Genomic DNA, 16,500 nt, shown 5'->3' with positions numbered 1-16,500 from the left:
TACCAACCGGAAATACCGGTGAAAAACCGCATGCGCGATCTGCGTCTGGCTCAGGGGCTCAGCCAGAATGCGCTGGCCGAGGCGCTGGGCGTCTCGCGCCAGACCATCAATGCGATCGAGAACGGGCGTTACGACCCGAGCCTGCCTCTGGCTTTCGCCATCGCGAAAATCTTCGATATGAGCATCGAGGCCATCTTCACCCCATAGAAAGAAGGGGATGAAAGGGGTGCGCCCCTTCCCGGGGGATGGGGCAGCGCCCCATGACCCTTTACTCCACGAAAACGCTTGCCGGATAACCCTGAGCGAACAGATGGGCACGCAGGGTTGAGTGATTGACCTGCATGTCGATCATCTGGCGGATTCTGGGCTTGGCCTTGTAGGCGATTCCCAGACCGGCCAGAGCCAGCATCGGGAGATCGTTCGCCCCGTCTCCTGTCGCCAGGGCAGCCGACGCCTTGACGCCGCGCTCGTCCAGAAGCCGTTCGAGATGCTCCTGTTTGCTGTCGGGGCCGAGTACGGGGGCATCGAGCGCGCCCGTGAACCGGTTTGCATCCATGCCGAGAACATTGCCGTGATGCTCGTCGAAGCCGCAGGCCTCGGCCACTCTGGACGTAAACCAGGTGAAGCCACCGGAGACGAGCGCGGTGCGGGCGTTGTTGGCGCGCATGGTCTGGACGAGGCAGCGCGCGCCTGCATTCAGATGCGAAGACTCCCAGACGGCTTCGAGAACGCCGGTTTCACGACCCTTCAGCAGGGCGACGCGCGCCCGGAGAGAGTCCTCGAAATCCAGCGTACCGTTCATCGATTGCCGGGTCAGCTCCGCAACCTCGTCACCGCAGCCCAGAAGGGCGGCGAGCTCGTCGAGGGTCTCCCCGGCGAGAATCGTGCTGTCCATATCGGCGATCAGGACCGCCTTGCGTCTGCCACGGCTTTTGACCATCAGCGCATCGGTCCTGTAACGGGCAAGCGTTGCGCGAATGGTCGCGATGGTCGGTGCGCCGGGCGACGGGGCAGGGCACGGTATCTCGACCGCCTCGCCCGGCGAAAGCACGATGGGGTTCTTGCCCTTGACCATGTTCCGCGCAATGTCGATGGCATCTTTGGACAGGGTGCCCTGTGCAGGGTCGGCAACGAGAACGAGAACGTAAGGTAAGGTCATCTTGGCCCATCTGGTAGAAACGCTTGGGACAGCAAGACAGCATGGCTGACGCCCGGTTTGCCCTCGCCCCGACAGCCCTCATTGTGGCGGGGCCCACCTGTTCGGGCAAGTCGGGGCTTGCGCTCGCTCTTGCCGAACGGTTTCGCGGGGCCGTCATCAATGCGGATTCCATGCAGGTCTATGCCGATCTTCATGTGCTGACCGCCCGTCCCGATGCGCAGGACGAGGCGCGCGCGCCGCACCGCCTCTATGGCGTGCTCGATGCGGCCTGCCCCGGTAGCGTCGCCTGGTGGCGCGAGGCGGCTCTGGCGGAAATGACAGCTGCGCATGCGCAGGGCCTTATGCCTATAATCTGCGGCGGTACGGGGATGTATCTGCGTGCCTTGCTCGGGGGGCTGGTCGAGGTGCCCGACCCCGGCGATGCGGCGCGCGACTGGGCGCGCGCGCTCGTCGAAAGCGAGGGGAGCGAAGGGGCGCATGCCATGCTGCTGCGCGACGACCCCGATACCGCGCAGACCCTGAGGCCTGCCGACAGCCAGCGTGTGGCCCGCGCGCTGGAGGTGCTGCGCGGGACGGGGCGCGGGCTGACCTACTGGCGCAGCCAGCCGGGACTGCCCCCGGCACCGTTCCGCTTCGTATCCGTCAGGCTCGATCCACCGCGCGACACGCTGCGCGCGGCGATTGCGGAACGGTTTTCGCGCATGATGGCCATGGGCGCCATGGAAGAGGTCGAACGCCTCATGGCGCGGGGTCTTTCGCCCGCCCTGCCCGCCATGCGCGCCCATGGCGTGCCGGAACTGGGCGCCGCCCTTGCCGGAAATCTTGCGATGGAAGACGCTGTCGCCCGCGCCGTGATCGCCACCGGCCAATACACGCGGCGCCAGGCGACGTGGTTCAACCACCATGCGCTGGGCGCAGAGCAGGACTGCATGATTTCCTTGCAACGTTATGTGGATGGTACGCAATTTTCGAAAAGGGAATTCGAGAAAATAGCAACTTTCATACAATCGACCATTGACGAATCCTTACACCCATCATAAACCCGCCCGCTCAATGAAAGGGGTGCGCTCGCATGAACGCGTCAACACAGCAGAACGGAAAAACTTCGACAGCGCCGCTCAACGGTGCCGAGGTGCTCCTGCGCGTGCTTGTGGAGCAGGGTGTCGAGGTCATTTTCGGCTATCCCGGCGGCGCGGTGCTGCCCATCTACGATGCGCTGTTCAAGCAGGATCGTATCCGTCACGTTCTGGTGCGCCACGAGCAGGCCGCCGTTCATGCGGCGGAAGCCTATGCGCGCTCCACCGGCAAGGTGGGCGTGGTGCTGGTCACCAGCGGCCCTGGTGCCACCAATGCCGTGACCGGTCTGGTCGATGCGCTGATGGATTCCATTCCGCTCGTCTGTCTGTGCGGTCAGGTGCCTACGGCGCTGATCGGCAACGATGCGTTTCAGGAAGCCGATACGACCGGCATCACGCGCCCGGCCACCAAGCATAATTATCTCGTGCGTCGCGGTCAGGATCTGGCGCCGATCGTGCGTGAGGCGTTCGAGGTGGCCGCAGGCGGCCGTCCCGGCCCTGTGCTGATCGATCTGCCCAAGGATATCTCGGTCGGAAACGCCCCCCTGCCTGCACCGGGGGAGGGGCGTCTGCATCGCCCGTATCGCCCCAATCTGGACGCCGATGGCGAGGCGATCCGCCAGACCATTGCGGCCATGAAGCGTGCCAGACGCCCGCTTCTCTATACGGGTGGCGGCGTGATCAATGCCGGCCCCGCTGCCTCGGACGCCCTGCGTCGCTTCGCCCGCCGCACCAATTTCCCGGTCACCTCCACGCTGATGGGTCTGGGGGCTTTCCCCACCACCGACCGCCAGTTTCTGGGTATGCTTGGTATGCATGGCAGCTACGAGGCCAATCTGGCCACGCATGGCTGCGACCTGCTGATCGCGCTCGGCTCGCGTTTCGACGACCGTGTGACAGGGCGCGTGGATGCGTTCTCGCCCAACTCGTTCAAGGTCCATGCCGATATCGACCCCTCGCAGATCAACAAGATCATCCGGGTGGATGTGCCGCTGGTCGGCGATGTGGGCCGCACCATCGAGGCGCTTATGGCCGCCTGGGATGATGACGGGCAGGATCTGGGTCCGTGGTGGGCGCAGATCGAGGGCTGGCGCGCGCTCGATTCCTTCGGTTTCGTTCAGGACCGGACCCCGAGCGCCATCATCCGCCCGCAATATGCCATTCGCCGCCTCTACGAGGCGACGCAGGCTCTGGGGCGCGATACGTATGTGAGCACGGAAGTCGGCCAGCATCAGATGTGGGCCGCGCAGCATTTCCAGTTCGACAAGCCCAATCGCTGGCTGACCTCGGGCGGCCTCGGCACGATGGGGTATGGCCTGCCCGCCGCAGTCGGCGCGCAGGTGGCGCATCCCGATGCGCTGGTGATCGATATCGCCGGTGAGGCCTCGACGCTCATGAATATCCAGGAGCTCGGCACCATGGCGCAGTACCGCCTGCCGGTGAAGCTGTTCATCCTGAACAACCGCTATATGGGCATGGTGCGCCAGTGGCAGGAGCTTCTGCATGGCTCGCGCTATTCGCAATCCTATAGCGAGGCGCTGCCCGATTTCATCCGTCTGGCCGAGGCCTTCCATGGCAAGGGGCTGCGCGCCACATGCGTGGGCGAGCTGGATGGCGTGATCGACGAGATGCTGCGTCATGACGGCCCGGTGGTGGCGGATATCTGCGTGGCGCAGGATGAAAACTGCTTCCCGATGATCCCGTCAGGCGCGCCGCATAACGAGATGCTGCTCGGCCCCGATCAGGAGGCCAATGCGGCGAAGGTCACACAAGAAGGCATGATGCTGGTCTGATGGCACAGGATATCCAGAGAGCCGTTATCGCGGTTCTGATCGAAAACGAAAGCGGCGCCCTGGCCCGTGTCGTCGGTCTGTTTTCGGGCCGTGGCTACAATATCGAGAGCCTCACCGTCTCGGCCATCGATGCCGCGCGCAACCTGTCGCGCATCACCATCGTGACCTCGGGCACCGAGATGGTGATCACCCAGATCAAGGCGCAGCTCGACCGGCTCATCCCCGTGCATGGCGTGAGGGATCTGACGGAATGCGGCCCGCATGTGGCGCGCGAGCTCGCCCTGATCAAGGTGGTGAGCAAGGGCGAGATGCGCACCGAGGGGATGCGTATCGCACAGGCGTTTCGTGCCCATCCTGTCGATACCTCGGCAGGGTCTTTCGTTTTCGAACTGACGGGAAGCGCCGAGAAGATCGACGCTTTCGTCGAACTGATGCAACCGCTCGGTCTTGCGGAAGTGTCCCGGACGGGAATTGCCGCCATCGGGCGTGGTTCTGACGTCTTTCAATCCATCGAGGAGTCTTTCTGATGCGCGTCTATTACGATCGTGACTGTGATCTGGGCCTGATCAAGGGCAAGAAGGTCGCCATCATCGGCTATGGCAGCCAGGGTCACGCCCATGCCAACAACCTGAAGGACAGCGGCGTGACCGACATGGTCATCGGCCTGCGTCCCGAATCCTCGGCCGTTGCCAAGGCAGAAGGTGCCGGCTTCAAGGTCATGACTCCTGCCGATGCCGCTGCCTGGGCCGATGTCGTGATGGTTCTGACGCCTGACGAAGGCCAGGGCGCACTCTACAAGGAATCGCTCGAGAAGAACCTGAAGCACGGCGCAGCGCTCGTCTTCGCGCATGGTCTGTCGATCCATTTCCGCATCATCGAAGCCCGTCCCGATCTGGACGTGTTCCTCGTGGCACCCAAGGGCCCCGGCCACACGGTGCGTTCGGAATACCAGAAGGGCGGCGGCGTGCCGTCGCTCGTGGCCGTTGCCCAGAACGCAACGGGTCAGGCGCTCGAAATCGCCCTGTCCTATGCCTCGGCCAATGGTGGCGGCCGCGCCGGCATTATCGAGACCAGCTTCAAGGAAGAGGTCGAAACCGATCTGTTCGGTGAGCAGGCCGTGCTGTGCGGCGGTCTGGTCGAGCTGATCCGCGCCGGATTCGAGACGCTGGTCGAGGGCGGCTACGCTCCCGAAATGGCCTATTTCGAGTGCCTGCATGAAATGAAGCTGATCGTGGATCTGATCTATGAAGGCGGCATTGCGAACATGAACTACTCGATCTCGAACACGGCCGAGTATGGCGAGTATGTCACCGGCCCGCGTATCGTGACGGCTGAAACCAAGGCCGAGATGAAGCGCGTTCTGACCGATATCCAGGACGGCACTTTCGTGCGTAACTTCATTCTCGAAAACCAGTCCGGCGGCGTTGGCTTCAAGGCCATCCGTGCCCGCAACGACGCGCACCAGATCGAGAAGACCGGTGCGAAGCTGCGTGAGATGATGCCCTGGATCGCCAAGGGCAAGCTGGTGGACAAGGCCAGGAACTGAGGCACGCGCCATCGGAGTCCGATCGGCGGTCCGATAGACCCGTTCGGGCGGGGGAGTGTTCTCCCGCCCGAGCCTGCCCCTCTCCGGAGGGGCCCGGCCCCGGATGCGCGCTGCGTGTCCGGGGTTTTTGCTGCCTACGGGCCTGCGTCGGACAAGTCCGGACACCGCGTTCGATGCGGAACGCTCGAAGATACCCTCCCTCTCCCTCTCCCTTTCTCTGTCGTCGATTCCGTTCGGGCGTGTTTCCTGGACGTGTTTCCCGGGCGTTTTTGTCGGAGGAACACATATCGGGGCGGGTCTGTTGGCGTATCAGGATGTGTTTTTAAAACTATAAAATATTAAATGCATTATTTTGAAAATACAAATAGAGGAAACTTTTCAACCTGAACTATAGGCACAAACCGTTCCAGAATCGTCATAAATGATTATATTTTCCGATGACGGAATAAACAACGAATATAGATTCGTGTCCGTACTGATCGTTAATATAGTGTTAACGAATTGCGAAGCAGAACTGATTATGCGGCGCTATTCGAAGATGGATTTTCGACTTTGTAGTTATATAGAGCATTCTTGCACGGGAAAGAACGTTATAAATACAATTATTGATCAATGAAAACATGAGAATATAGGCATCCTCCATCAGGGATACGATGGTCTTCGTATCTCGTGTCGTCCGACGTCTTCGATTCCCGAAACCGTCCCAGATTGATGAGAAGCACATGATCTCTGTTCTCAGTGGTACCTGGTCTGCCTATAACGAAAAGGGCACGACGATCTATCTGAGCAATGGTGTTGCCAGAAAGGCGCCCGCGACGCTCGCCAATGGCGCGACCCTGATCGTGCAGAGCGGGGCCACGGTTTCGGGGCTCACCGGCTCGAATGCGGTCATACACGTGCTCTCTGGCGGCGCACTGGTCGATTCGGACATCGCCAATGCCGGAATCGTGGTGTCCTCTGGCGGCGTGACCCAGAGCAATCGGCTGAACTCCACCGAGACGGTCTATGCCTCGGGTGCGCGGTCGCTCGAGGATACCTGGTTCAACAGCGGATACGACAATAACTGGGCCATCTTTGCCAACGGCGCCACGGTCACAGGCGCGACCGTCTCGTCCGGGGGCTATCTTCAGGTCCAGAATGGCGCGGCGGGTGCCGATATCACTGTATCGGGTGGCGGCTCGGCCGTTTTCGTTTCCGGCACGGTCAACGGATTTACCGCCACCGGCGGCGGATACGTCCAGTCGGGCAACAGCTTTCATTCCGGTCTGGTCATCGGCGGGGCGTTCTACGATACGGTTCCCGTACTGAACGGAACCTGGAGCGCAGTCGCGCTCAGCGGGGCAACCGTCTATTCGAGCAACGGGACGACCGTCGCCTGGCCTGCCATTCTCGGCAACGGAGCGGCGCTGATCGTCGAGAGCGGCGCAGTCGCGTCCGGAATGGTCGGAACGAATGTCTCGATACAGGTGCGAGACGGCGGCACGCTGCTCGCCTCGGAAATCAATAACGGGGCGATCGTTGTTCTTTCAGGCGGCGTGACCCGGGACAACGCCCTGAATTCGACCGAGACCAATTATGCGTCCGGGGCCCGTTCTCTCGACGATACCTGGTTCAACAGCGGATATGACAATAACTGGGCGACCTTTGCCAATGGTGCGACGGTCACCGGTGCACAGGTTTCGTCCGGCGGCTATCTTCAGGTCCAGAATGGCGGTCGGGGTACGGACATCATCGTGGCAGGAGGCGGCTCGGCCGTCTTCGTTTCCGGAACGGTCACGGGATTCAAGGCGATCGATGGCGGTAATGTCCAGTCGGGCAATGCCTATTACTCCGGGATGACCCTGGAGCAGGTGCCGCAGAACAACGTCAATATTCTCTACGGTACCTGGTCGGCCGTTTCTCTCAGCGGCGCGACCGTCTTCCAGAGCGGGGCGGTTTCCCTCCAGTGGCCCGTTGCACTCGGCAACGGAGCCTCTCTGCTGGTGCAGAGCGGCGCGGTGGCTTCCGGCATCGTGGGGACCGGTGTTGCGATCCATGTCCAGAATGGCGGCACGCTGAGCGATTCGAAGATCGATAACGGGGCGATCGCGGTTTATGCTGGCGGTACGACCCGGGGCAATGCCCTGAACTCGACCGAAACCAACTATGCGTCCGGGGCCCGTTCTCTCGACGATGTCTGGTTCAATAGCGGATACGACAATAACTGGGCGATCTTTACCAACGGGGCCTCGGTCCAGGGCGCCCAGGTGCTCTCCGGTGGCTATCTCCAGGTCCAGAACGGGGGAAGCGGGCGCGATCTCATGATTGCCGATCACGGCTCGGCTGTTTTCCAGCCCAATTCCGTGACCGGCTTCACGGCGACCGGAGGCGGATATGTCCAGTCGGGCAATGCGTTCTATTCGGGTATGACGCTCACCCACAGCACCTATGACAATGTCACGGTTCTCAACGGGTCGTGGTCGGCTGTCGTCCTCAGCGGAGAGACCGTCTACCAGAATAACGGCACCACGGTTCGCTGGCCGGTGGCCATGGGGAACGGCGCCTCGCTGATCGTGCAGAGCGGTGCGGTCGTCTCCGGGCTCACGGGTCAGAATGTCGCGATCCATGTCAGCTCCGGAGGAACGCTGCTCGAATCCGAGATCAATAACGGGGCGATTGCGGTCTATTCCGGAGGGCTGACCCGGGACAATGCGCTGAACTCGACCGAGACGACCTATGCGAGCGGTGCCCGTTCTTTCGACGATACATGGTTCAACAGCGGATATGACAATAACTGGGCGACCTTTACCAACGGGGCGTCGGTCCAGGGCGCCCAGGTGCTTTCCGGCGGCTATCTCCAGGTCCAGGGTGGAGGGAGCGGTCAGGATATCGCCGTGGCAAGCGGAGGCTCCGCCGTTTTCGTTTCCGGCACGGTCGTCGGCTTTGCAGCCGTCTCGGGCGGCAATGTCCAGTCGGCGACCCGGTATTACTCGGGCATGTCTCTGGCTGGCAGCGCGTACGAAACCGTCAATGTGCTCTACGGCACCTGGTCTGCGGTGAATTCCGGTGGGGCGACCGTCTTCCAGAGCAACGGACTCACCCTCCAGTGGCCTGCCACGCTCGGAAACGGCGCGGCGCTCCATGTCATGAGCGGCGCGGTTGCATCCGGTATGTCGGGCTATGGGGCTGCCGTCTTCGTCTCTGCGGGAGGAACGCTCGAGAACTGCTATATCTACGATGGCGGCGTCAACGTGTTCTCCGGCGGCGTAACCAGAGAGAACCAGTTCAATTCGATCCCGACAAACTTCTATTCCGGCGCGTCTTCGGTCAAGGATGTCTGGTACAACAGCGGCTATGGCGATGACGGCATCAACGTGCTGTCCGGCGCCTATCTGCAGGAGATCACGGTCGGCAACGGCGCGTTGATGAACGTCCAGAGCGGTGTCAGGATCGTGGGCGACGTGGTCGTCGGATCGTCGGGCTATCTCGAGAGCCGTTCGCCTTATGGCGGAGCCGTCACGATCCCGCCCGCTCTGCCTCCGTCGAGCGGAACGACGCTCGCAGGGGTCTGGTCGGCCGTCTTCGTCAATGGCGCCACCGTCTATCAGAGCAACGGCGCCACCGTGCAGTCGCCGGTAGCCCTCGCCAACGGAGCGGTGCTCTACGTCATGAGCGATGCCGTGGCATCGGGCCTGTCGGGATATGGCGTCGGTATCCATGTCTCCTATGGTGGTACGCTCACGGACTCCTATATCCGCGACGGGGGCGTCGTCGTTTATGGCGGCGGCACGACCAGCGCCAACGCCTTCAATTCCGTCCCGACACATGTCCTGCCGGGTGCGCGATCCGTCGACGATGTCTGGTACAACAGCGGCTATGGCGATGACTGGGTCGTGGTGCATCAGGATGCCACGGCCGTGAACCCCTCGGTCGGCAAAGGCGGTATCATGTATATCGCCCCGGGTGCCGAGGTCACGACGCCATCTCTCGCCGAGGGTGCCGTGCTCTATGTCAACAGGACACCGGTCGAGACCTGTTTCGTCACCGGGGCCATGATCAGGACCGTGTCCGGTGCCAGAGCGGTCGAGACGCTTTCGGTCGGTGACATGATCGCCTGTCGCGAGAAGGAGGGCGTGACCTATCGACCCGTGACATGGATCGGCAGCAAGGAAACCCGGGCGAAACCGAATCTGCCTCTCGATCAGTCCGGGCTCCCCGTACGTATTCATGCCGACGCCTTCGGGGAAGGGCGGCCATCCAGCGATCTGCTCGTGACCGCTGAGCATTGCTTCCTCGTCGACGGGCGCTTCGTTCCCGTGAGAATGCTCGTGAACGGCCGGTCCATCCGGTATGACGAGGAGATGACGGCCTATAGCTATCATCATATCGGGCTGGATCGTCATTCCGTGATCTTTGCCAACGATCTCGAGACCGAGAGCTATCTGGATACGGGAAATAGCGGGGTTTTCGACCGGCAGACCGGAGCGGATGGCGTGATCCGCATGAGACTGTCCTCCTGGGAGCACGACGCCGCAGCGCCTCTGGAAACCGGGCGGCACTTCGTCGAGCCGATCTTCAGGGCACTCCAGACCCGTGCGGAGGACATGGCGGGGCTTCCCTGCGCGCCCAGCGCGCCTACCCTGACAGAAGATCCCGGGCTGCGTCTCGTCACCGGGGCGGGTACCGAGCTTCCGCTTCTGCGCCGTGTGGGCGATATCCATCTCTATCGTCTCCCGGCGGGCACCGGAAAGCTCTGGATCGTCTCGCATGCGGGGCGGCCATGCGATCTCATCGGGCCGTTCGTGGATGACCGCCGTGCGCTTGGCGTCAGGATCGGACAGATCACCCATTATGCGGGAGAGATGACGGCCCTGGTGGAGACGCATCTCCGCGAACCCGCTCTTGCGGGGTGGCATGGGCTGGAAGGCGGCGACAGCCGCTGGACCGATGGCCACGCCCTGATACCGCTCGATCCGAACCTTGCACGAAGCGAGGGGCTGCTGGGCATCGCGCTGGTCGGAAGCGCGGTCTATGCGGTCGATCCGGCCGAGGACGTCCTGCGCAGATCGGCCTGATCTCCCCGGATCTCCCCGGATCTTTCCGGGAGGGGGCAGGGAGGGCTCCCCCGTGGTGCCCATCCGGCGCGGGACCACCCGGGGTGGGCTTCCACTGCCTCCCCCGGGTGCCTTTTCTGGCCTTTTCTCCCGGTCTTTTTCTCCCGGACTTTTTCTGGCGGCCTTTTCCTTTCCGGCCGTTCCTTTTCTGAGGAATGTCAGGCCGCGCCCGTGAAGCGATCGCGAAGCTCGCAAAGGCGGGCGCGTTCGTGTTCGGTGGGGAGGGTCGTTTCCGCCCGGGCGAAAGCGAGGTGGAACTGACGGATCGCAGCGGCCCGGGCCGTCGGCGGTCCGAGACGGCTCAGCGCTTCGAGCGCCTTGAGGAGACGCAGGGCAACGTCGATCTGGCCTGCACCATCCCGCCCGATCAGATTGAAGGCATCCTCATACAGATCGCCGCAGGCCAGAGGCGGAACATGGAGGCGCGGATAACGCGGCTCGGTATCCGCCGGAGCGGGGTGCTCCGTACACCACAGCGTCATGAGCCGTGTCTGCCGACCGATGACATCGATGGCCGTTCCCGGGTCGTTCACCGCAGGAGAGAGCGCGCGCAGGGCAACCTCGGTCAGGGTGATCAGACCGAAACGCGGGTCCTGATCGAAGGAGCGTGCCGTGCGCAGGACAAACGCGTTCCGGAACTGTTTCGAAAGCGTCGGATCGAGGGGTGACGTGCCGCCATGCAGACGCAGGAGAATGCTGTCGCGATAGACGAAGGCCCCCGGCAGAACCTGAAGCACCGCCTCGAATGCCTTTTCCTCGCACAGCTCGGCGATGTGCCCCGTATCGATGAACGCGATATAGCCGACGTCCCCGGCCTCGATCTTCCCGGTCGCGGGGGGCAGTACGACCTCTTCGCGCAGAGGCGCTCCGCCGAGATAGGGTCGCGCCATCCAGGCTGTCATGGCGCCTTTGGTCGCCTTTTCCAGCCGGTCGATCGTGTCGCCGACCCGTCCCAGCTTCGCGAGATGGCCGATCCAGCGGATCAATGCGAGCACGATCAGCACGATGATCGCGATGGTGACGAGAAACAGCACCGCGCGCCCCTCGGGTCCGTAAGCGCTGACCTTGAGGGCAATGAGCGCCACGATGCTGAAAAGGAACGATCCGATGAAGGTTGCGAGAACCGACTGGACGAGGCGGTCCTGCTCCTGGAGGATCGTGGCCCGGGGCGTTCCGTTCGAGGTCGCCGAGCTATAGGCCGAGGTCAGGGCATTCACCGAAAAGGTCGTTACGGTCAGCATGCTCGAGGCGATGATGCCAAGCAGGCTTTCGATGGCCGACGGGGTGATGTCGAACGGCATCGCCCAATGGACGTAGTGGGAAAAGAGCGAGGCGATCGAAGCGGCGGCCACACCGAGCAAAGCGTAAAGCGAGACCTTGACGCTCAGGGTGCGGTCGAGCCTCGAGAACAGCCATTCAAGTCGTGACATGGGTCGATGCGCACCTGCCGGAATTGACGAAAAGAAAAGAGGCTTCGAACTGCGAAGCGCTCGCCCCCTCCCTGCGACGGAGCCGTATGACGGGACGGATAGCCGCATGTAAACGACCGTGCAGGGAGGCGGTTCGCCGAAGGGGAAATCAGGGGGGGAATCAAGGGGGAGGGATCGAGGGGGATCAGGAGGAATGACGCCGCAGGGCCGGGCGCGGCATTGCCTGTGGCGGCGGTTACAGAGTGCTCATTTGGGGATCGCGTGGGGCTGGTCTATGTTGGGACCCGGTTCTGAACGGGAAGAAGTGGCGTGCTTGCGGAAACAGTAACAGAGAGTTTGTTCGCGGCGCTCGATCGCCCGGATCTGCAAAGTCTCTCGGATCAGACGGTTTTCAGCCTTTCGCCGGGTCTTTCCCTTCCTTTCGCCGTGACATCGTCCCGGATCACGCTCGGTGCCATGGCGTTCGAGCGTCCGGATATTGCCCCGACCCTTCTGCGCTACGCGCTGGAGTGGTGCTTTCTCCTCCAGATCCTCCCGGACGAGGATCGTCCTCTCGCGGCCCTCGTTGCCGCCCGTGTCGCATCCCTGTTCCATCGGCTGGATTGCGATGAGCACGACCTTCCGGCCGGGCTGGACTGGCTGCCCGATTTCTCGGGGCCTCAGCCTCCCTCCTCGTTCGTCGTGACCTCGCTCTGGCCGAAACTGACCCAGTTCTGTCCGGAGGCTTCCGTCACGATCCATTCTCCCGGGACGCTTCTTGCGCGTCTGCGTCCCTTCTGGGAAAGCATCGCCCCGGCGGAATATCTCATGGCCGATGGCGGGGACGAACGACTTGTCATTGATCCGGGAACCGGACTGAACCGCTACGGATGTTCGCACAGACCCCGTCCCTGGGCGGTGACGTTCTCGTCTTCCACGGCGTCGTCTCTTTCGGAACGCGGCTTTCTGGGCGCCGAGCAGGCGCGGCGCCGCTACATGCAGAACTGCCTCGACGGCATGGCGCCCGTCCGGGCGCGCGAGGCAGCAAGCCAGAAGACGCGCCGCCAGATTGCGGCGCTGCACGGGCTCAAATCGGGAGAGTCGGTGGTGCTCGCGGCCTCGGGCACGGATTGCGAGCTGGCAGTACTTGCGATCGGGCTCATGCAGGCCCGCGGGCGTCCCGTTCGCAACATCCTGATCGCCCCGGATGAAACCGGCAGCGGTGTTCCTCTGGCCGCGCGCGGCTGTCATTTCGCCGACGGGACCGCTCTCGGCACAGCGACCGACAAGGCCCAGACCCTGCCGGGATTCCCGCAGGATACCGAGGTCGCAGGGATCGCCATCCGCAGGGAAGACGGCACGCCACGCACCGCCGACGAGATCGACGCCGATTGCCTCGCTCTGGTGCAGCGTTCGATCGAGGACGGCTATCACGTCATTCTCCACCAGCTCGACATGTCGAAGACGGGTCTGGTCGGCCCGCGTGCGGCGGTCCTCACGGCGCTTCGTGCGCGCTATCCGGAGCAGCTGACGGTGGTGGTGGATGCCTGTCAGGCGCGTCTTGCGCCCGAGCGTCTGCGCATGATGGTGGCCGATGGCATACTCGTCATGACTACCGGATCGAAATTCCTGACCGGACCGCCTTTCTGCGGCGCGCTGCTTCTGCCGGAATGCTGTGTCGATGCGCTCAGGCATTTTGCCCTGCCGCGCGGTCTATGCGCCTATTTCCACCGATCCGAATGGCCCGAGATGTTCGGCGCCTGTTATCTTCCCCGCGACGGCAATATCGGTCTGGCGCTGCGATGGCAGGCCGCTCTGGCCGAGAGCGAGGCCTTTGCCTCGGTGCCGGACGGCCGTATCCGCGACACGCTCCGGCGTTTCGAATGTGCGGCGCGCACCGAAATCGCCGCGCATGACGATCTCGAGCTCCTGCCCGTGCCCGAACTCGCGCGCGCACCCCTGCACGGACGGGAGGGATGGGACAGCGTCCCCACGGTTTTCTCGTTTCTGCTGCGCGATCCTGCGGCGCCGGACAGACCGCTCGACCTCACGCGCGCGCGCGCCGTTCATCGCTGGCTGAACGCCGATCTCTCGCCGCATCTTCCGGGCGAGCCGCTCGCCGCGCTGCTCTGTCATCTCGGCCAGCCCGTTCCGATTCCCCATCCGTCGCTCGCAGGTGCCCCGGCCGGAGCCCTGAGGCTGTGCGCCGGCGCGCGTCTCGTCTCCGGAGAGCCTTCCCATGCGGGGTTGACCGACGAGGTACGTCTTGCGCGCGAATTCGCGGATGTGGGGCGGGCGCTTGCGAAGATCACGCTCATCCTTTCCCATCTCGACATGCTCGAGTCCGTCGATCCCGTTCCGCGTTATGCGCCTTATTCACATGCTTTGCGAAGGTCCCTGATCTCATGAGTCAGAACCCGTCGATACCGTCCGAGACCGCTCCGGGGCACGGGCATTTTCTCGATTCCATGCAGCTGCCTTCGGGCGTGACCCGTTTCTGGCTGGTGCGTCATGCCATTGTCGAGGCGGCCGCGCGCATGCGTGTCTACGGTGCGATGGATGTGGAACTCTGCAGCGAGAGCCTTGCCTTGCAGGTGCCCTATTATGCCGCTCTCGGGCGGCGTCTGCCCTCCGGGGCTCGCTGGGTCGTCTCGCCGCTCAAGCGTGCCCAGGATACCGCGCGCGCAATCTTCGCTGCGGGATACGGCACGCGCGATCTGACCATCGAGCCGCGTTTCACGGAACAATCGATGGGTGAGTGGCATAATCTGCCCCATCACGAATTGCCGCTCCGCCTGCGCCAGACCGCCCATAATTTCTGGTCCCTCTCGGCCTCGGAACAGCCTCCCGGTGGCGAAAGCATGCTCGATGTCTGCGCGCGGGTGGGTCATGCTCTCGACGAGCAGGCCGATCAGAACGAGGGCCGCGATACGGTCGTCGTCAGCCATGGCGGAGCGATACGCGCGGCTATTTCCCACGCGCTGAACGTGCATCCCGACACGGCCCTGCGCTTTTCGATCCAGAACCTGTCCCTCTCCATTCTGGAGCGTATCGGCGGTGTCTGGCGCGTCGTGACCGTGAACGAGCTTCCTGCAAGTCTGGTCGCGGACTGAGCGCACCCGATAGGGCACGCGCGAAGGCTCACGCAACGGACAGGGCTTTCCAGATCGGGCTTTCCAGATCGGGCATCCAAGATCGGGCGCATCCGGTTCTTCGCGTTGCCGCCGTGACAAAAAATAACATGAACGTCATTCGCTGTTCATTTCGGGTTCATCTAGGCTTTTTCCGGGGTCGGATGGCCGATCCCGGTGGAGTCCGGATATCGCGTCTCCGCGCCTGACGGATGCCCTGACCGGGACCTCGCCTGCCTGTGTCCGGCGGATCCCCGCCGGGATCCGGCATGCCTCTCGAGGGAGGCTGGCGCGCTGGCTGATCGCGGTTCGGGTTGCATCTCCCCACGGAGGACCGGATTCATGAACAAGCTCGGACTTCACGCTTTCGTCTGGACGCCGCACTGGACCCCGGACGACGCCGCAAAAGCCATCGAGGCGACTGCTGCGCTGGGATACGATCTGATCGAGGTCTCGACCATGGATCTCGCGGCCTTCGACGTGGCCTCGACCCTGCGTGAGCTCGAACGGAACCGGCTTGGCGTCACGATGTCCTTCGGGCTCACGGCCGGGATGGATATCTCCTCCGAAGATGCCGATTGCGTAAGGCGCGGGGAGGCGCATCTCCTCGATGCCGTTTCGCTCGCGCGCGATCTGGGCGCCACTCATGTCTGCGGTATTCTCTATTCGGCATTCCGCAAATACGAGACCCCTACGACCGAAGCCGGATTGCGCAACTCCGTGGCCGTGATGCGCAAGGTGGCCGGGAAGGCGCAGGCGAGCGGGATCACGCTCGGCATGGAAGTGGTCAATCGCTACGAATCGAATGTGCTCAACACGGCGCGACAGGCCATCGCCTATGTCAGGCGCGTCGATATGCCGAATGTGAAGCTGCATCTCGATTGCTATCACATGAATATCGAGGAGGCGGATCCTGCCGAGGCCATTCGCGAAGCCGGTTCGCTTCTCGGCTATTTTCATACCGGTGAGTCCCATCGCGGCTATCTCGGCTCGGGTTCGATCGCGTTCTCCCGTATCTTCCGGGCGCTGAACCAGATCGCCTATGAGGGGCCGATCACCTTCGAGTCCTTTTCGAGCGCGGTGGTCGGGCAGCCTCTCGAGGGCATTCTCGGAATCTGGCGCGATCTGTGGACCGACGGATACGATCTGGCCGCCCATGCACGCGCCTTCACCGAGGTGCAGATCAAATCCGCACGCGAGGCCGCCGCCTTGCGCGTGTCGTCATGATTCCGGGGTCACCGTAACCCCGGTGTCGCTGTGACCCCGCTCACCCGGTAATTCCCGCGGCCCGAT

General features: G+C 63.0%; 11 protein-coding genes. 9 read left to right on the top strand and 2 right to left on the bottom strand.

Translation table 11 applies throughout. The annotated features are described in order from the left end of the window. The first annotated feature begins 18 nt into the window (after window positions 1-18). Window positions 19-207 carry a helix-turn-helix transcriptional regulator gene (locus SSA02_RS07705; RefSeq protein ID WP_147093496.1) on the top strand — a complete coding sequence of 63 codons (189 nt, stop codon included), beginning with the start codon at window positions 19-21 and terminating at the stop codon, window positions 205-207. A 61-nt stretch (window positions 208-268) separates the two neighbouring features. Here the strand turns inward: SSA02_RS07705 and serB are convergent, their stop codons facing one another. Then, a complete protein-coding gene (gene serB / locus SSA02_RS07700) occupies window positions 269-1,159 on the bottom strand; it encodes a phosphoserine phosphatase SerB (RefSeq protein ID WP_147093495.1) in 891 nt (296 codons plus the stop codon). 41 nt (window positions 1,160-1,200) lie between these two features. On the opposite strand from serB, the gene miaA reads away from it, so the two are divergent. The 5 genes from miaA (at window position 1,201) to SSA02_RS07675 (ending at window position 10,628) form a co-directional block, all read left to right on the top strand. Beyond that, window positions 1,201-2,199 carry a tRNA (adenosine(37)-N6)-dimethylallyltransferase MiaA gene (miaA, locus tag SSA02_RS07695; RefSeq protein ID WP_147093494.1) on the top strand — a complete coding sequence of 333 codons (999 nt, stop codon included), beginning with the start codon at window positions 1,201-1,203 and terminating at the stop codon, window positions 2,197-2,199. A gap of 32 nt (window positions 2,200-2,231) precedes the next feature. Beyond that, window positions 2,232-4,028 carry a biosynthetic-type acetolactate synthase large subunit gene (gene ilvB / locus SSA02_RS07690; protein ID WP_147093493.1) on the top strand — a complete coding sequence of 599 codons (1,797 nt, stop codon included), beginning with the start codon at window positions 2,232-2,234 and terminating at the stop codon, window positions 4,026-4,028. Continuing rightward, complete coding sequence (gene ilvN / locus SSA02_RS07685) at window positions 4,028-4,555, top strand: acetolactate synthase small subunit (RefSeq protein WP_147093492.1); 528 nt, start codon at window positions 4,028-4,030, stop codon at window positions 4,553-4,555. Before ilvB ends, ilvN begins: the two co-directional genes overlap by 1 nt. Beyond that, complete coding sequence (ilvC, locus tag SSA02_RS07680; RefSeq protein ID WP_147093491.1) at window positions 4,555-5,574, top strand: ketol-acid reductoisomerase; 1,020 nt, start codon at window positions 4,555-4,557, stop codon at window positions 5,572-5,574. The genes ilvN and ilvC overlap by 1 nt, the downstream gene beginning before the upstream one ends. Window positions 5,575-6,296: 722 nt before the next feature. Next, window positions 6,297-10,628: a Hint domain-containing protein gene (locus SSA02_RS07675; protein WP_186807720.1), complete on the top strand. Its 4,332-nt coding sequence runs from the start codon at window positions 6,297-6,299 to the stop codon at window positions 10,626-10,628. A 197-nt stretch (window positions 10,629-10,825) separates the two neighbouring features. Here SSA02_RS07675 and SSA02_RS07670 read toward each other — a convergent pair whose 3' ends face one another. Further along, the gene (locus SSA02_RS07670; RefSeq protein ID WP_147093489.1) at window positions 10,826-12,097 is read right to left on the bottom strand and encodes a DUF2254 domain-containing protein; all 1,272 of its coding nucleotides are present in this window, start codon (window positions 12,095-12,097) and stop codon (window positions 10,826-10,828) included. Window positions 12,098-12,406: 309 nt separating this feature from the next. Here SSA02_RS07670 and SSA02_RS07665 point away from each other — a divergent pair, with 309 nt between their 5' ends. The 3 genes from SSA02_RS07665 (at window position 12,407) to SSA02_RS07655 (ending at window position 16,434) form a co-directional block, all read left to right on the top strand. Then, window positions 12,407-14,485: a hypothetical protein gene (locus SSA02_RS07665; RefSeq protein ID WP_147093488.1), complete on the top strand. Its 2,079-nt coding sequence runs from the start codon at window positions 12,407-12,409 to the stop codon at window positions 14,483-14,485. After that, window positions 14,482-15,189: a histidine phosphatase family protein gene (locus tag SSA02_RS07660; RefSeq protein ID WP_147093487.1), complete on the top strand. Its 708-nt coding sequence runs from the start codon at window positions 14,482-14,484 to the stop codon at window positions 15,187-15,189. The genes SSA02_RS07665 and SSA02_RS07660 overlap by 4 nt, the downstream gene beginning before the upstream one ends. 360 nt (window positions 15,190-15,549) lie before the next feature. Next, window positions 15,550-16,434 carry a sugar phosphate isomerase/epimerase family protein gene (locus SSA02_RS07655; protein ID WP_147093486.1) on the top strand — a complete coding sequence of 295 codons (885 nt, stop codon included), beginning with the start codon at window positions 15,550-15,552 and terminating at the stop codon, window positions 16,432-16,434. Window positions 16,435-16,500 lie beyond the last annotated feature (66 nt).

Source organism: Swaminathania salitolerans, assembly GCF_007988945.1.
In the GTDB taxonomy this organism is placed as follows: Bacteria; Pseudomonadota; Alphaproteobacteria; order Acetobacterales; family Acetobacteraceae; genus Swaminathania; species Swaminathania salitolerans.
Note: the sequence above shows the minus strand (reverse complement) of the source record. Positions and strands in the feature narration are given on the sequence as shown.